We start from the raw sequence: 15734 nt of genomic DNA on the forward strand, positions 1-15734 counted from the left end.
CCTTTTTGCACAACAACTTCTGCTTTTTTCAAGCAACAACTCTGGGGGTCAATTTGAAATTGGCGAAAGGGGGTCAAATTTATTGGTATATGCAGGTAGGCCAAAAAGATTCCCAATACGATCATGAACTGGAAAAGCCCGGTCAGCCTTCCTCTGTTTTTGGCAGGAGCAATTTCGGCAATGTAGATAGGTCCTACCACAGAGGAAACACCCACTGCGAGCCCGCCGATGAAACGGAAAAAAATAAATGCATACCAGTTGAATGAGTAGGCACATCCAATAGCTGAGCACAAGTAGAAAATGGCTACAGCAAGTAACACTTTCTTACGGCCAAAGCGCTGGGCCGGTTTGCTGGCAAACAGTGCACCAAGAACCGTTCCGATTAGGGATGAGGATACCGTGAAGCCCTGCCAAAATGCATCAAGATGCCAAAGCCTTTGGATCGTTTTCTCCGCGCCAGAGATTACAGCAGTCTCAAACCCGAAAAGAAATCCACCCAGGGACGCGATTAGCGCAAACCAGGTGGCAAAATTTTTGTTTATCTTAATCTGCATGTTCAGGATTGAATTTGATTGATTTATCTTTAAAATGTGCGGCGGCGCCAAGCTTTGCGGCAACTTCACCAAGTTCAGCAATTCTTATAGGGATATGAATACCCTTATTTTCAAGGTCCCTTTCCAGTTTTGGCAGGAATAAATGACTGGCTTTGGATATGTTCCCACCTATTAAGATCAGATCGGACTGATAGTGTGGAAGATGGAGGGAGAAGAAGTCCGAAAGCCAGCTTGCCAATTTATTAAACGCCTTGCCTGCTGCGGGATCCTCGGATACCAGTTCTGCAAGTGCTTTGATATCTTCGGCACGATTGCCGCCAAGACTTTTATAATAGTTAAGCAAACCCCTTGTGGAGATGAAGTCTTCTGCAATACATCCATTGAAGGCAGATGAACCAAGATTTTTATCCTCTGAAATACCGTCACAGAATATCGCAGATCCGAGCCCGGTGCCAAGGGTGATACCCAAGATACGGTCAAATCCTCTCCCTGCCCCGTGTTCTGCCTCTCCCTTGAGAAAGGCCTCGGCGTCATTTGTAAAGCTAATCGAATCGGATGAAAGCCCCAGGGCTTCGGCAAGTACCTGTTTGATTGAAATACCGTAGAGACTTTCATATTTGTTCATTCCCTTTATCAACGATATCCCATTTTTGTAATCAAAAGGTCCCGGCATACTAACAGACAGGTAATCTGGTTTTTTTTCGGAGTTTTCGATGACTGATTTTAATGCAGAGGTCCATGTGAAAAGTATATCCTGTGCTTCAGAATGAGCATTGACACTCCTGCGCAATAATGACCCGGGGAGGATTTCAGCGATAAAAGGATCGACAATTGCAGCACTGATATGCGAGCCCCCAATATCTGCCGACAAAATAACGGAGTTGTTTCTGAATATTTTCATTTTTATGGAAGCGGATCAGGATTTACGTTCTTGGCAGGGTCATAGACAGCTACTCCAACCTTGGAGTCTGCACAACCATAGTATAAATACCATTTTTTCTTAAAATACACCATGCCCTCAATAAATACTGTTCCCTGTATATATTGCCCGCTTTTTTCAAATGGTTCCATAGGTCTTAAAAAGGGGACATCAAGTCTTTCAAGAGGTTTTGAAGGATCGTTTTTGTCGAACAATACCTGTCCGGCACTGTAGGTACCCGGATTAAAACGCTTGTCGCCATTTTTGGGGTCGTTCTTTCCATTATATAAAAGTACAATCCCATTTTCGGTCAGGATAGCCGGGGGGCCACACTCAGTCAAAGAACTATCAAAATAGCCCGCTCGTGGGGAAATAAATGCCTTTAGTTTTCCATTTTCGTCAACCACAGGATCCCAGTCTATTAAATTGTCAGACGTAGCCCCATATACCCCATGCTCTCCCCAGTACATCCAATATTTGCCATTAATCTTTGCGATCACCTGTTTTTCATTCTGAATCTTTGTGACAATGGAGGCAGACTTATGTGACTGGTTTACCAGCGAAGGAAGGACAGTTGATTTTGCAAATATTGGTCCGTGTTTTTTCCAGGTCAGAAGATCCCTCGAAGTGGCGACGCCAAGACGGGGCACCTTTCTGTTCCATTGCGTATAAAATATAACATACTCACCACCTTCAGTTACCGCAACGCGGGGGTCCTCCGTGCCGCCAGGCCATTCGAGTTCCTTCTGCTCATCGGCCGCGGGGTAAAGGACAGGGGCCGCCCTGCGTTTAAAATGCAGGCCATCCTTGCTCGACGCATATCCAATCCTTGAGGTTCTTTTGCCAATTCCAATTCCGTATTTATCTTCTGCCCGATAGAGAACGATAATCTCATTACCCTTTACCACCGCTGCCGGATTAAAAGTGTCATTTGATTCCCAGGCGACCGGAACACCCGACATCGGATCATCAAAGCGTGTCTTTTCAATTGGCGATATTACAGGGTTAACAGCTCTTGGTCTGACAAATCCACCCATTGCCCAGGAAGGCAATCTATTTTCCTTTTTCTGCGCGAAGCTTACCGAGGCAGACTGGAGCAGCAACAAAATCATGGCATGCACGGCCACTCGACTGATTCTTTTTTTCATAAGTTGTGTTGGTTCGCATGATGTAATCAAATCCTGCCCTTCCAAAAGAAATCCGGTTCACTTTTTGGAATAAGCCTTAGATGCTCACAATCATGTTAAATTTATATTTGGTATATGGTTAATTAAAGTTTGCAAAACCGGTTTTGCAAATTAGCTAAAAAAAATCGCTTCGGCGACATCCCTCAAATATATTCTTAGAAAACCAGTTTTGCAAATTTTTTAAGCCTTTTTTTTACTTGAATCCCTGATAATCAGTTTGGAGGCTTTTACGGTAGTAACAGGGGTGGTGTTCGGACTTTTCTGAGAAATTTTTTTTAACAGCGTATCAATTATTGTCGCACTCAACTCATCTAGCGGTTGTTCGATAGAGGTTATCCCGGGGGTATAGAGTCTGAAGAGGTCATTTTCATCAAAAACGATTACCCCAAGATCTTCAGGAATTGATTTTCCTAGCTCCCGAATTGCCTGGAGCCCGTTGACACAGAGGTAATTGGTTGCAAAAAAAACAGCATCTACTCCCTCATTCTCATGCAGGTACTTCTTGATCAACTGATGATAGCCATCACGGTTCTCCAGATAAGGAACCTTGAAAACCCATTCCTGGAGATTTTTGATACGCATGGTCTTCTGATATCCAGATAGACGTTCAGCCATTTGGCTTTGTTCAGATTCAAGGGTAATAAAAGCAATGTTTTTAAAACCTTGTTCCACAAAATGCTCACAAGCGGTTTTGGTGATTTCCATATTGTTCGTTCCAACATAATCGGCGTCAATTCCGTTTAATTTTCTGTCAAATATCACAACCGGAATACCCTCACCAATAAGGCTTTCAACCTGCTCCTCCACACCGGCAGGGGGCGCGATGATATAACCGTCCACCTGAGTTTGCCGGAAAAAATCAATAGCGGAATTGGCAACCTTGGTATCGCCCAAAGTACTGCTGTAGACAATTCTATAACCACTGTCCCTTGCTTTCTGTTCAATCTCAACTGCAATCGTTCCGAAAAACGAGTCCGCAATATTCTCCACGATGAGTCCGATACTGTTTGATCTACCTGTCGCCAGACTTTGGGCAAGGTGATGCGGCCGGTAGCCTATTTTATTGACATAGTCCAATACATATTTCTCAAGATCAGAGCTGATCCGATGTTCTTTTGCTTTTCCATTAATTATAAAGGAAACGGTGGATTTAGCCACTTTCAGATGCTTTGCGATATCGCTAATCGATGTCTTTTTCAAACCCATGTGCTAAAATAGTTATTCTTCCACGAATAAAACCAAAATATTGAACTTGTGAGTATTATCAGATTTAATATAAATTTTATCCCATTGACAATAAGGAACAGCTCGATTATATATAATTGCTTTTTATATTAGTTTTTAAATGCAACTTTGTTGCATCTTTATGTCCGACAAATTAAAATATGATGTTCAATCCCGTGCTTGCCGCCTTGATGATGCTTGTGCTAACGAGCACGCAGTTTATTGCAATTTTTCACCACCATACTTCTACAAAACGCTCTACCCTAAAAGCAGTTTCCATTGAGCACGCCAAAGTAACCACTTTGGAAAAGAGCTGTGAAATCTGCGATTTGCTTAGCGATAGCTATACTCAAGTCTACCACCAGATTCATTATTTTTTGTTTTGGGTTTCGGGCAGTCTATTTATTCCCCGCCTTTCCCCTTTAAAATAGATGCTGAAATTCATGGCTTCAGCAATAAAGGCCTCCTTTGGTTTAAATTTTTCTATGCCGTGTATAAATTCTCATCTTCAACAGAAGCCGGGATAATTGTACGCACCATTTTTTTATCATTCCAAAGGGACATGCGCCATGTGCATGCCGCAAATTTTATTCAATGAAATCTAAATACTTACAAATTATTGCCCTTTTGTGCACGGGCCTATTGTGTGCAATCTCTTTTTCTCTTTCAGCTCAAAATAATATTGTTGGCAAAATTAATGAGGCTGGCTCCGGAAAAATTCTGCAAAGCTCATCTATCTCGGTTTGTTTCGCTCGCCTTCGCAATATTGTTTTTTGCGGGGCTCTTGCGTAATTCAAAGGTAATTCGCCTTTAGCAGTTGATTGATCACAGGCCTATCGTCAGCAAAAATAGGCAACTTGATAGAAGGTAGAACTTCTAAAAAACCCAGCTCCATTGCATAGTAGTCGTGGCCGGAAGTTCTTTTGGCCATGTTTTATGTTTTAAATATTCTATTTGGATCTCTTCCAGCAAATACAACTAGAATGGTTGTTGTCATATCTTTTAATTCCGTTATGATGCGTCTTTAGCTGGTTTATATCTCAAATCATTTGCTTTTGCCAGTATATTACACTATACTATCCTTGATGGGGTCCTAATCATCCCGCTTTTGAATGCTTTCAGGGCTAGAAAGACTTCGATCCTTCTACTTCATGCTTGTCTTTTGATGCATTAGAAACAATTTTACTGTCAATTTTTGTCAAATTATATTTCCCTGATTTCTGTTGTATACTAAAGACTAAAAAAACGCTCGTGAATTTCCTTAAAATAAATGGGATCGATTTTAGAAAGCCTTTCATAGACAGAACGGCTTCATCTTTTCTTCGCCTTTTCCAAATCTAGCGTTGAGCCGTTGCTGATAAAAATATTTTACAAGGTTCTCTGACTTAGTTTTTCATTATCAAAAATACAGAACATGATCAGATAGAACATTTTTCACCATGCACCTGTGGTAATCCACCTTCCTGGTTTGCTAAAAGATGGTCCAGCAGAGCCATCGGAATAACTCCAAAGTTTGCTAAAAAGAGATTTTGTGTTTTTTTTAAAACTTAAACAAATAATTGATTGTCAGTCGATAAGATAAACAGGTAAGGGGGCAGTACAAAATTAAATATCTGGTAATGTCTCTTTATAAAGATAAATGGATTAGCTATAAAACAAAAAGTCGGAAGAAAATCTTCCGACCACGACTACGTTGCACAGCACCTTTTTACAACTCATCGCTAATTTTTTCTCTATTTGGAGGGGTTTAATTTTTTTAAACCTCTAGTAATTATTTTCTTTGATACCAATTGTGCTCATAACGCCATCCATCCTCGCCTCAGTCAAGTATCCCGGTCTTTAAATGGCTGCTCCTCCCATTGTAGGCTAAACTTAAACCTCTTCGCAATTGCTCAAACCTCTCCCGTCGCGCTAAGCTTTATGGTCGGTCCTGATCTTCTCTCTGATCGTCAGCATCTTCTTGACAAATAAGCAGTTGCCGGATATTTGCTGAAAGTGAAAAGATGTCAAACGGTTTTGTAATAATCACATCCGGATGACAGGGTATCTCAGGTATTTGGTGAAGCAGTGCGGCGGTCATCAATATTACTTTTGGTCTTGGTTCATCTGCCTCGGCCTTTATGAAGTTGCAAAGCTCCCTGCCATCGGCACCTTCTAGGAGAAGGTCCATCAATACCAAATCGGGGACGAAGTCCGTGAGCATTTCAGCTAGCCCTGCTGAACTGCTAAGGCACTTGGTGAGATATCCGTCTTCTGTTAATACTGCATCAATCATCTCCGAATTCGACAGATTGTCTTCAATTACAAGGATCCGTTTTTTTGTCATGCATAATGAAGATACAAAAAAAAATGGATTTAATCGAGATGCTTTCAAAAAAAGACGTACTGTTGCTTCCATAAGTTTGTCATACCTGCTCTCGCAACCGAACCCTCAAAATGCTCAAATGACAGGTCGAAGCTGGTGAGCGAAAAAGCTACTGTGAACTCTTCCTGCTAAATTTGACGTACTCCGATGGCCTGAATCCGGTAATTTTATAAAAGGTATTGCTAAAGGTTGGTACACTTGAATATCCAACCAAACCTGAAATTTCTTTTATCGCGCAATTATCCTGCAATAAAAGCTGAAGGGCACACATCATCCGCTGTATAGTAAGGTACTGAATAAAAGACATCCCGAGATTATAACGAAATAGCCGTGATAGACTGCGCTCACTAAAGCCGAATTTTCCTGCGATTCCCGGGAAAGAAATCTCTTGACCGAGGTTCCCGCCCATGTAATCCACCACTTCCTTAAGTCTCTTATCATTTGAATAGGGAAGTGCCAGGAGTAATTTATAGGAACTGATTTTAGGCAATAGCTCTTTAATCGCAAAAGTAAAAAAAACGGCACATTTATCCTTCGTATCAACATCGCCACTCCATCTTTTAGTGAAGTTGATCATCTCAAAAAGCAAATCGTTCACAGGGTAAATGCCTACAGTGAAAAAGAAGGACTCATCGTTTACGCTTACCGGAAAGTAAAGATTGCGCATGACAACATGCTCTGAACCCGGATGTATGCTGTGGGAGAGGAGAGGTGGAATCCACATGTAATGGCGTGCCGGCAGAAAAAAGGTTTTATCGGGAGTGGTTATATAGACCAAACCACCTTCTGTATAAATAAGTTGTCCTTTCTCATGTGCATGATCAGGAATTTCATTTTCGCCAATCCTGTCATGCAGGCAATATACCGTCTCTTTAAATTTGTCTACTCCTGTCAGATAATACTGCTCAACATCACTCATTGGCTCAAATTAATAAAATTTTGACCTTAATCGATAATTGCAATTGGCGTAAAGGTGTCATCTTTGCTCTGGATTTCCAAAAACATAAACAAAATTAATCAAAATGAATTCCAAATATGCATTGAGCAGTTTCTTTCTCAATGGAATCAAGTCCAAGGCGCTGCCGAAGCAGATTTATTACGCAACTCTTATCAATACTCATGTATGTTTTCGATTGACCTTATTTCTATGTTGCCTGGGGATGTTTTCTAAAGAAGCAGGTGCACAGAAAGTCATTCGCTTGTCAATAAAACAGGCATTCACCTTAGCAGTAAACAACAATAAAACTATAGAAAAATATCGTATCGAAAGCGGAATAGCAGAAAAACTGGTCAAGGAACAGCAAGAGCAAAGACTTCCGGATGCAGAGATCCACGGAGCCTATGCACAGATAACAAATCTTACGGAATTCAGACACGGTTTATCCGATCGAGATGTAACAAAGACGATCCCAGCAATTGCCGATCTAACGGCCTCAGCAAGCCTGCCTTTGTATGCCGGATCAAAGATCAAACACAGTATTATTAAAGCGCAGGCGGAGCATGATATTGCCGCATTGAAATTCGAACAAGCTTGCCAGGAGGTAAAAATCGAAGTCGCCGATGTTTTTCTGCGAATCTACAAAATGACTGAACTGGCAAGACTTATCAAAGAAAGTCTCGCCGAGGAGAACCAAAGGCTTAAAGAAGTTAAATCCCTCAAGGCACATGGCGCTGTCACTAATAATGAGATTTTGAGAGCAGAACTGCAATGCTCAGAAATGCAGCTTGCTTTGATGACCAATCAAACTAATATTGCGACCGTCAATCATGAGCTTCGAACCTTACTCCAGTTGCCTGAAGATGAACGTTTCGAAATAGATACAGTTAGTGTCCTTAAAGATAGTCCGGCATTTACAAGTTATAAAGGCTATCTCCAAGTTGCAATGGAAAATGAGGAAATGCTCCTTTCCCAAAAACAAGAGTTCCTTCGTCTGACGGAAAAAAGAATTCTAAAGAGCACCTATTATCCGACCATCAGCCTGTTTTCAGTCTATGGGCTCAATTATCCCAATTATATGTTTTTCCCACCGAGCCCTTATCTGTATACGTTGGGTAGGATTGGATTGGAAGCCAGGTTTAACGTTGCCAATTTGTATAAAAATAAAACAAGGATGCAAATTGCAGAGAAAAGGATACAACAACAAAAAGCAGAAACGGAAATAACACGCAACATGATATCTAATAGGATTTTTAAACATTTTGCTGAGCTGGAAGACTTCAAGGGGAAAACTTCATTGAGCAAACAGGCTGAATTGCAGGCCTATGAAAACTATAGGATTGTACGCGTAAAATACTTAAATCAACTGGCCTTAATAACAGAAATGATAGATGCCGATAATGAACTTCTGAAAGCCAAATTTAATACTATTTCATTAAGAATAGATGCTGCGATGAAATTTTATGAGCTTCAACGAGCGGCAGGAATTTTGTAAACGCCCCCAAACTAAACACATTTAACCCATAAGCGATCCGATGAAAATAAAAGTAAAATCAGAGCATGGCCCTTTTCATGCCTCAATAACGGTCATTGCAAGTGTTATAGCCCTGGGTGGAATAGTATTGAGCATTTGGGCTTTCATTTTTCACACTACCCATGAAGAAACCAACGACGCCCAGGTTGAGCAGTACGTTACCCCGATAGTGACAAGGATCACTGGCTATGTCAAAGAAATCAGATATCTGGAAAACCAGTATGTACACAAAGGCGATACATTGGTTATCCTCGACGACAGGGAGTATAAGACACAGTTTGCGGCAGCACTTGCCGATATTGAAAGTGCTAAACAGAACGTGATACTTGCTGAAAAAAATGCCATTGCCGTTAGCCGCAGTATGGCGGTTGAACAGTCACAGTTAGAGGCGGCGGAAACTCAGGTATGGAAAACAGGTCTGGAATACCAAAGATACACGGCCTTGTTAAAGGAAGAGGCTGCGACAGAACAGCAGGTGGAGCAAATGAAGGCAAACTATCAGGCAGCCCGTGCGAAGGTAAAAGAAATAAGAAGCAACATGCATACAACTTCGGCAGTAATTTCAGAGTCGCGGGCAAGAATTCCTCAGGCAAATACCGTTATTCAAATGAAACAAGCAGCATCGGATAATGCCCGATTGTTTCTTTCCTATTCTTGTATTCTTGCTCCATACGACGGCTGGATAGGTAAAAAAACGATACAGCCGGGCCAAGTGGTAAAAGAGGGCCAGGTATTGGCCTCGGTAGTAAGTAAAGAGAAATGGGTCACCGCAAATTTCAAGGAAACGCAGGTAAGTGAAATTATTGCCAACCAGACCGTTACATTTAAAGCAGACGCGACCGGTGAGCGTAAATATCATGGAACTGTTGAATCCTTTTCACCTGCCAGTGGAGGCAGGTTCTCCTTGTTGCCTGCGGATAACGCTACAGGGAATTTTATCAAGATTGAACAGCGCATTCCTATCCGGATTAAACTTATCGACCCGGAAGTCTATACGCAGGTTTTAAAAGCGGGTATGAATGTCACCGTAATCGCAGGCCATAAACGCTGAAAGAATGAGTAATCCGAGCGTATTTAAGCCTTGGGTGCCAGACTGGCTTGTGAAGACGACACTGATTTTCTGCATGCTGCACTCAATGGTCTTGCTGGGCCTGTATACCTCAAATGCAACATATCTACAATCCGTTTGATTTGAAGATACAAGTCATCGCTCCACATTTTAATATTGCCCCAAAGTACTTCAGTGCGTATTTTAAACGCGTATACGGCATTGGATACAGCGAGTATATTAACAAATATAGGGCATCGCTAATTGCTTTAAGGATCAGTTCACGGCAATTCACTATCAAACAAGTTGTAGAAGAATTCGGTTTTACCGACGAAAGTCATCTCTCACGTTTTTTTAAAAGATATTACATGATTTCTCCGGGTGCCTATCAAAAGCAACACATTGGTGTACCCTCTTGAGTTATTATAATGATTGTACCTATTTTTATACTTAGTGTACAAAACACAATAAGTGCGTATGTGTTAAATTTGTGGCTAATTTTTAAGATAGCCATAAAAATGATGAGAGGAAGAAATACATTGGCCGTAATATTAGATGGAAGTTCTGAAAAGGGCAAGCTTGCAGCAAAGAAACTCATGGAAGATTACGATAAGGTACTTTTGGTTGGTAAGGATAGAGAAAAGCTACGGCAATCAGTTGAGGAGATTTCAGGTCAATTTTCTCCGAAAAACGTATATTTTATACAGGCAGACCTAACCGTGAAATTCCAGTTGCCTAAATTTATCGATTTGGTAAAACACAAATTTGGTGGTGCCGATTGCGTTGCCGATTTCATGGACATCCAAGATCCGATTAAAAAAAAGGAATTGGCTTTAGCATTGGAACAATTTCATAACTATGCGGTAAATGAATTAGCTTTGTATATACTTTGTATATACATGGATAATTTATTATCTTTTTGAGCTACAAATAAGAAAAAAATGAAACAGGGACTTTTAATAGATATGGATGGTGTCATCTATAGTGGGGAAGAACTCATACAGGGAGCTGATAGGTTTGTGAAATATTTGCTTGAAGAGAACATACCCTTTACCTTTATGACCAACAATAGCCAACGCACACCGGCCGAAGTGATAAAAAAACTAAAGGGAATGGGGATAAAGGTTGACGAAAAACACATCTATACCAGTGCAATGGCAACTGCCAAGTTCTTGTCTGATCAAAATCCGGAAGGAACCGCTTTCGTTTTAGGCGAGGGCGGCTTATTGAATAGCTTAAAAGAAAACGGGATAAAACTGGTAGATACCGACCCGGAATTTGTGGTACTTGGAGAAGGAAGAAACTTTTCATTAGAAATGGTACAGCGTGCGGTAGACATGATTTTGGCCGGAGCTAAATTTATTACCACAAATAGAGACCCGTCTCCCAAAAAACCCGGCTGGAACAATTTAGGCATTGCCGCTACAACTGCAATGATAGAGGAGGCCACCGGTCGCGTTGCCTTTTCTACAGGAAAACCAAGCCCGGTAATGATGCGCTCTGCCCGTAAATTCCTCGGTTTGGAAACTGCCGAAACTACAATTATTGGCGATACAATGGAAACAGATATACAAGGAGGTGTACAGATGGGCTATAAAACAATTCTTGTGCTTTCGGGCATTGCTACCAAGGAGCGCTTAGGACATTATGCTTTTAAACCGGATATGATTGCCAGTTCTGTTGATGAAATAAAATTCCCTCTTAAATGGTGGACAAGGAAGTAAATAACATGAATTCGGGATATGAAATATATCACCACTTAGCGGTTGAAACCGTTAATTTCATGAATTTTCTAGCATCATATCGGTCTGCAACTTATCGGAACAGGCTCTTCGGGCTTAAAAATAACTACGAGGTGGTGTAATTGTGTTAGAAAATAAACGGGTAAATTGCCACAAAACCCTGAAGGGGGTGACATTTTAGGATTTAAGCTTATCCATAATTCACGTTAATTTACAGTTTCTTGTAAGGGTGAAATATCTTTTGCATAAGATGCCGGACTTATTTTTTTTCTGTTCTTAAAGAAATGCGACAAATGGCTTTCGTCGGTAAAGCCAAATTCTTGTGCAATTTGTTTCAGAGTGAGCTGCCCCGAGGCCAGTCTTTTTTCGATAAGGGCAGTGCGGTAGGTATTGATATACTCTCTGTAGCTAATGTCAAAGTTTCTTTTGAAATAGGCACTAAAATAACTTACGGCAATATTAAAATGGTTTGAAATATGTTTAATCTGCGTAAGTTCTGGTTCGTATATGTGCTGGTGAATATAAGAAATCAACCGTTCTTTGTCTGCCAGCCCATGATCAATATGGACATCCATTTTTGCAACCGCCTCTTTGATCAATCCAAAAATTGAAAGTATCTGATAAAACACCAAGGGAGATGAGGCCACATTATTATGGCAGTTATAGGCAACTATATTATCCACGGTATTGCGTAGTATCGTTTTGCAGGGTTCATCAAGTACCAGTTTCATTTCTTTCAAAAGCTTATTGCACATAATGCTCTCCGGTTTAGCTGCTAAAAACTCATCGGTAACCAAATGATTTTTGCTGCTAAAATAGCTGTCTGTAAATTTGATATAGGCAAAATGTGTACTTTTTTTGATGTCAAAATAATGTTCGTCTTCGGGAGAGATAACAAATAAATCGCCCGCTTTGTAGGGAATGCAATTGTGGTTTAATTGATGTATGCCGCTGCCCTTGTAGATATATACAATTTCATAATAGGTATGGCTATGTGTTGGTAAATGAAAGTGTTTTTCCTCAAACTCAAGGATAACCAGGGTATTAAACTGCTTTAATGTTGGCATATATCAATTTAAAATTTAATCTTTAATTGCTGTTGTCCATTTTTTTGGAATGTGGAGCATCCGCGAGGTATCTTTTTTTTGCTTTATCGATAATTATGGTGGCAAAAAGTGAAATCAGCCCACCGGCAACCGATTCTAAAAAACGCATCAGACCCGATTGCCAAATCTCATTAACGTAACTGCCATGCGAAGTAATACCCACAATAAGTACCGTAATACATCCTATTTTTAATGCGCCATCCCACTTAAAAAAAATAATCGATATGCAGGTTAGAAAAAGGGAAATAGCGATAGATAGCAATAGGTTGCCCGATAAAAACAAAGTTGATGCCGTAAATAAAGCACCTACAAATGTTCCCAGCAATCGGTCTTTCATTAATTTTTTTGCATTTTCTGGCAAATCGTCAAAAACAACAATTGCCGAAACTGCGCACCAAATACCACTAAGATAATTATCAGACAGCTTAAGAACCATGTTAATCCCCGTGCCCGAAAAATAGGAAATAAAGATAACCATCGTTAAAATCAAAGCTTTTGTAAAAATGCTGGGGTTTGCTTTATTCTTTAATGCGTTAAAGTTCATCTGTCATTTTTTAGTGATAAAATGAAGTCTATGATGATTAAACCCAACAAGGCTCATCCTACAAAAGGAATATCTAAAACTTCTATTAAATAATCAATTGCGGTACAAATGATCATGAAAATAAACCTGTAACACAAAACTACAAATATCTATGCCAATTATACAAAATGGGCCAACATATATCTGGCTAAATTTGTTAGTAAGAAACAACGGCTTATTCTGGCCTTTGATATGATTAAACCAGTTAACTGCATAATTGTTATTTTAATTATCAAATCAATTTCATTGTGGGCTCTAAAAAAATAACTTTTTCGGGTTGGTATATAGCTTTGTTACTATTTACGGTCCATAGCAAGAAATAAGATTGCTTGGGAGCTTTGAAAAAAAGGTAGGGCGGTCATTTATTATCCTTAATGGCAACCTTTTAAACGATATTAAAATACTAGGCAAATTAATACGGTATTTAAAGTGGGTAAAATAATTAATGAAGAAAGATCTATTGAATAATTAAAACTTTTAGCATGGATGTATTAACAACAAGGCTAATCCCTAAAAATGGTTTACAGATTTTGAAAGATGCGGGGTGTATGGTAACACAATACACCGAAAAACGAGATTTAACCTCCAAAGAGCTAATATATGCCTGTAAACGTTATGATGCACTGCTTAGCGTTGGCCCCAACAAAATAGATGAGCACTTTTTAACCGAATGTAGGCATCTAAAGGCCATATCGTTGCTTTCGGCAGGTTATGATAATGTAGATGTTTCGGCAGCCAACCAAATGGGGATAGCTATTGGGTACACGCCAGGGGTGCTAAGTGCGGCTACATCAGACATTGCTTTTTTATTAATGCTGGCTGTTTCTAGAAATGCTTTTTACCAGCACAATACCATCGCAAAAGGAGAATGGGGCTTTTTTGAGCCCACAGCCAATCTTGGCATAGAGCTTTATGGTAAAACACTGGGTATTTTTGGTTTGGGGAAAATTGGTTTCGAACTGGCAAAAAAATGCCGTGCCGCCTACCAAATGAAATTGATTTACCATAACAGGCATAGCAATGAGGCGGTAGAAAAAGAATTAGGTGCAACCTTGGTAACTTTTGATGAGCTGCTTGCTAAAAGCGATGTCCTATCGGTACATGCGGGCCTATCTGCACAAACACGAGGGCTTTTTAGTAAAGAGATTTTTGAAAAAATGAAATCCACAGCTATTTTTATCAATACCGCAAGAGGTGCCATACACAATGAAGAAGATCTTTTGGCCGCATTACAGCAGGGCAAAATTTGGGGCGCAGGGCTTGATGTAACTAATCCCGAACCCATGAGCAGTAACAATCCACTTTTAAGCCTACGCAATGTATGTGTATTGCCGCATATTGGTTCGGCTACCGTAGAAACTAGAAATGCCATGGCTGTTATTGCGGCTAAAAATATTATTGCCGGACTGAGAGGAGAACAAATGCCCCATGTTGTTAATCCAGAAGTTTATCGCCGGTAATAGTACCATATCATAGAAAACGATGAAACCCTGTGCAATTAAAATATAATAACTACTAAAGAAAACAACCATTCTGATAAAATCGGGATAGCTTCATTACCTTTAAAAAAAAATAATTTATACCTTAAATAATGGTCAATTTTATTATGATCGCGTTCTGCATCGTTGCAGGAATAATATTCAGAAGTACAAAACTAATTCCAACAGACGCTCATAGGGGAATAAATACCTGGATTTTGTACCTGGCCTTGCCGGCGGTATCTTTTAAGTACATCCCAAAAATACAATGGAGTACCGAGATGCTTTTTCCAGCGGTTTCTTCGGTAATAGTATGGGCAGGGGCCTGGATATTTATGGAACTGTACTGCCGTTATAAGAAATATGGACAACGTTCACGCAGCACATTGGAACTTGCAAGTGGGTATAGCAATACTTCTTTTATCGGCTTTCCACTAATTATAGCCTATTTTGGCGAACAGGATTTAAGTATAGCCATTATTTGCGATCAAATGATGTTTGTACTGCTCTCTACCGCGGGAATTATCAATGCGTTAAAAGGAAACAGGAAAGAAACAGAAGGTATAAAGGCCTCTACAATTCTAAGGAGGTTGTTAACTTTTCCACCATTTATAGGTTGTAGCCTAGCTTTAATATTATCACATTTTTTTGACCTTAGTTTTGCCGAACCATTTTTTGATAAATTAGCAGCTACCGTGGGGCCTCTTGCACTTTTTTCTGTAGGCTTGCAGCTAAAGTTTAAAGGCTGGAGACAGGAAATATCTCAAATATCTATGACCATGCTGTACAAATTAATGATTGCACCGGCATTGGTATTAATAGCTGCACTTGCCATAGGTATTAAAGGAAATATTGCCCGCATTAGTGTGTTTGAAGCGGCAATGCCCACGCTCATTACTTCAAGCATTATTGCAGAGCAGTTTCGCCTCAATTCACGTCTCATCAACCTAATTATTGGGGTAAGTATATTGGTTGGATTTCTTAGTACGGCTTTTTGGAGTGGGATACTTAATTTTATGAATATCTAAAAAAAATAGAGCCTATTTAATTTATGTTG

General features: G+C 40.1%; 16 protein-coding genes. 8 read left to right on the forward strand and 8 right to left on the reverse strand.

The window, feature by feature from the left end; translation table 11 throughout:
* The 4 genes from ACIQXP_RS19245 to ACIQXP_RS19260 form a co-directional block, all read right to left on the reverse strand.
* Positions 1-554, reverse strand: a 554-nt coding sequence (locus tag ACIQXP_RS19245) for an MFS transporter (RefSeq protein WP_387506878.1), incomplete at its 3' end; no start/stop codon positions are given.
* On the reverse strand, positions 544-1455 hold the full coding sequence (locus tag ACIQXP_RS19250; RefSeq protein WP_387506879.1) for an ROK family protein: 912 nt from the start codon (positions 1453-1455) through the stop codon (positions 544-546). The genes ACIQXP_RS19245 and ACIQXP_RS19250, both read right to left, overlap by 11 nt.
* Before the next feature lie 2 nt (positions 1456-1457).
* Positions 1458-2621 carry a glycoside hydrolase family 130 protein gene (locus ACIQXP_RS19255; protein WP_387506881.1) on the reverse strand — a complete coding sequence of 388 codons (1164 nt, stop codon included), beginning with the start codon at positions 2619-2621 and terminating at the stop codon, positions 1458-1460.
* A gap of 219 nt (positions 2622-2840) precedes the next feature.
* On the reverse strand, positions 2841-3860 hold the full coding sequence (locus ACIQXP_RS19260; RefSeq protein ID WP_387506884.1) for a LacI family DNA-binding transcriptional regulator: 1020 nt from the start codon (positions 3858-3860) through the stop codon (positions 2841-2843).
* 185 nt (positions 3861-4045) lie between these two features.
* Between ACIQXP_RS19260 and ACIQXP_RS19265 the strand changes: the two genes are divergently transcribed.
* Complete coding sequence (locus ACIQXP_RS19265) at positions 4046-4315, forward strand: hypothetical protein (RefSeq protein WP_387506887.1); 270 nt, start codon at positions 4046-4048, stop codon at positions 4313-4315.
* A 1487-nt stretch (positions 4316-5802) separates the two neighbouring features.
* Here ACIQXP_RS19265 and ACIQXP_RS19270 read toward each other — a convergent pair.
* Positions 5803-6282 carry a response regulator gene (locus ACIQXP_RS19270; RefSeq protein ID WP_387506890.1) on the reverse strand — a complete coding sequence of 160 codons (480 nt, stop codon included), beginning with the start codon at positions 6280-6282 and terminating at the stop codon, positions 5803-5805.
* A 76-nt stretch (positions 6283-6358) separates the two neighbouring features.
* A complete protein-coding gene (locus ACIQXP_RS19275) occupies positions 6359-7168 on the reverse strand; it encodes an AraC family transcriptional regulator (RefSeq protein WP_387506893.1) in 810 nt (269 codons plus the stop codon).
* Between the two features lie 103 nt (positions 7169-7271).
* Between ACIQXP_RS19275 and ACIQXP_RS19280 the strand changes: the two genes are divergently transcribed.
* From ACIQXP_RS19280 to ACIQXP_RS19300, 5 genes are all read left to right on the forward strand, one after another.
* Complete coding sequence (locus ACIQXP_RS19280) at positions 7272-8681, forward strand: TolC family protein (protein ID WP_387506895.1); 1410 nt, start codon at positions 7272-7274, stop codon at positions 8679-8681.
* Between the two features lie 40 nt (positions 8682-8721).
* Positions 8722-9771 carry an HlyD family secretion protein gene (locus tag ACIQXP_RS19285; RefSeq protein ID WP_387506898.1) on the forward strand — a complete coding sequence of 350 codons (1050 nt, stop codon included), beginning with the start codon at positions 8722-8724 and terminating at the stop codon, positions 9769-9771.
* Positions 9772-9911: 140 nt separating this feature from the next.
* On the forward strand, positions 9912-10187 hold the full coding sequence (locus ACIQXP_RS19290) for a helix-turn-helix domain-containing protein (RefSeq protein ID WP_391527797.1): 276 nt from the start codon (positions 9912-9914) through the stop codon (positions 10185-10187).
* Between the two features lie 99 nt (positions 10188-10286).
* Complete coding sequence (locus ACIQXP_RS19295; protein ID WP_387506903.1) at positions 10287-10691, forward strand: Rossmann-fold NAD(P)-binding domain-containing protein; 405 nt, start codon at positions 10287-10289, stop codon at positions 10689-10691.
* A gap of 18 nt (positions 10692-10709) precedes the next feature.
* A complete protein-coding gene (locus tag ACIQXP_RS19300) occupies positions 10710-11492 on the forward strand; it encodes an HAD-IIA family hydrolase (RefSeq protein WP_387506906.1) in 783 nt (260 codons plus the stop codon).
* A gap of 224 nt (positions 11493-11716) precedes the next feature.
* Here ACIQXP_RS19300 and ACIQXP_RS19305 read toward each other — a convergent pair whose 3' ends face one another.
* A complete protein-coding gene (locus ACIQXP_RS19305; protein ID WP_387506909.1) occupies positions 11717-12577 on the reverse strand; it encodes an AraC family transcriptional regulator in 861 nt (286 codons plus the stop codon).
* Positions 12578-12599: 22 nt separating this feature from the next.
* Entirely contained in the window at positions 12600-13160 is a 561-nt protein-coding gene (locus ACIQXP_RS19310) for an FUSC family protein (protein WP_387506912.1), read from the reverse strand.
* Positions 13161-13681: 521 nt separating this feature from the next.
* Here ACIQXP_RS19310 and ACIQXP_RS19315 point away from each other — a divergent pair.
* Together ACIQXP_RS19315 and ACIQXP_RS19320 are read left to right on the forward strand one after the other, a co-directional pair.
* The gene (locus ACIQXP_RS19315) at positions 13682-14659 is read left to right on the forward strand and encodes a 2-hydroxyacid dehydrogenase (protein WP_387506914.1); all 978 of its coding nucleotides are present in this window, start codon (positions 13682-13684) and stop codon (positions 14657-14659) included.
* A gap of 131 nt (positions 14660-14790) precedes the next feature.
* Positions 14791-15705 (forward strand): AEC family transporter, encoded by a 915-nt coding sequence (locus ACIQXP_RS19320; protein ID WP_387506917.1) that lies wholly within the window; start codon positions 14791-14793, stop codon positions 15703-15705.
* Positions 15706-15734 lie beyond the last annotated feature (29 nt).

It is taken from the genome of Pedobacter suwonensis, from assembly GCF_044762335.1.
Classification (GTDB): Bacteria; Bacteroidota; Bacteroidia; order Sphingobacteriales; family Sphingobacteriaceae; genus Pedobacter.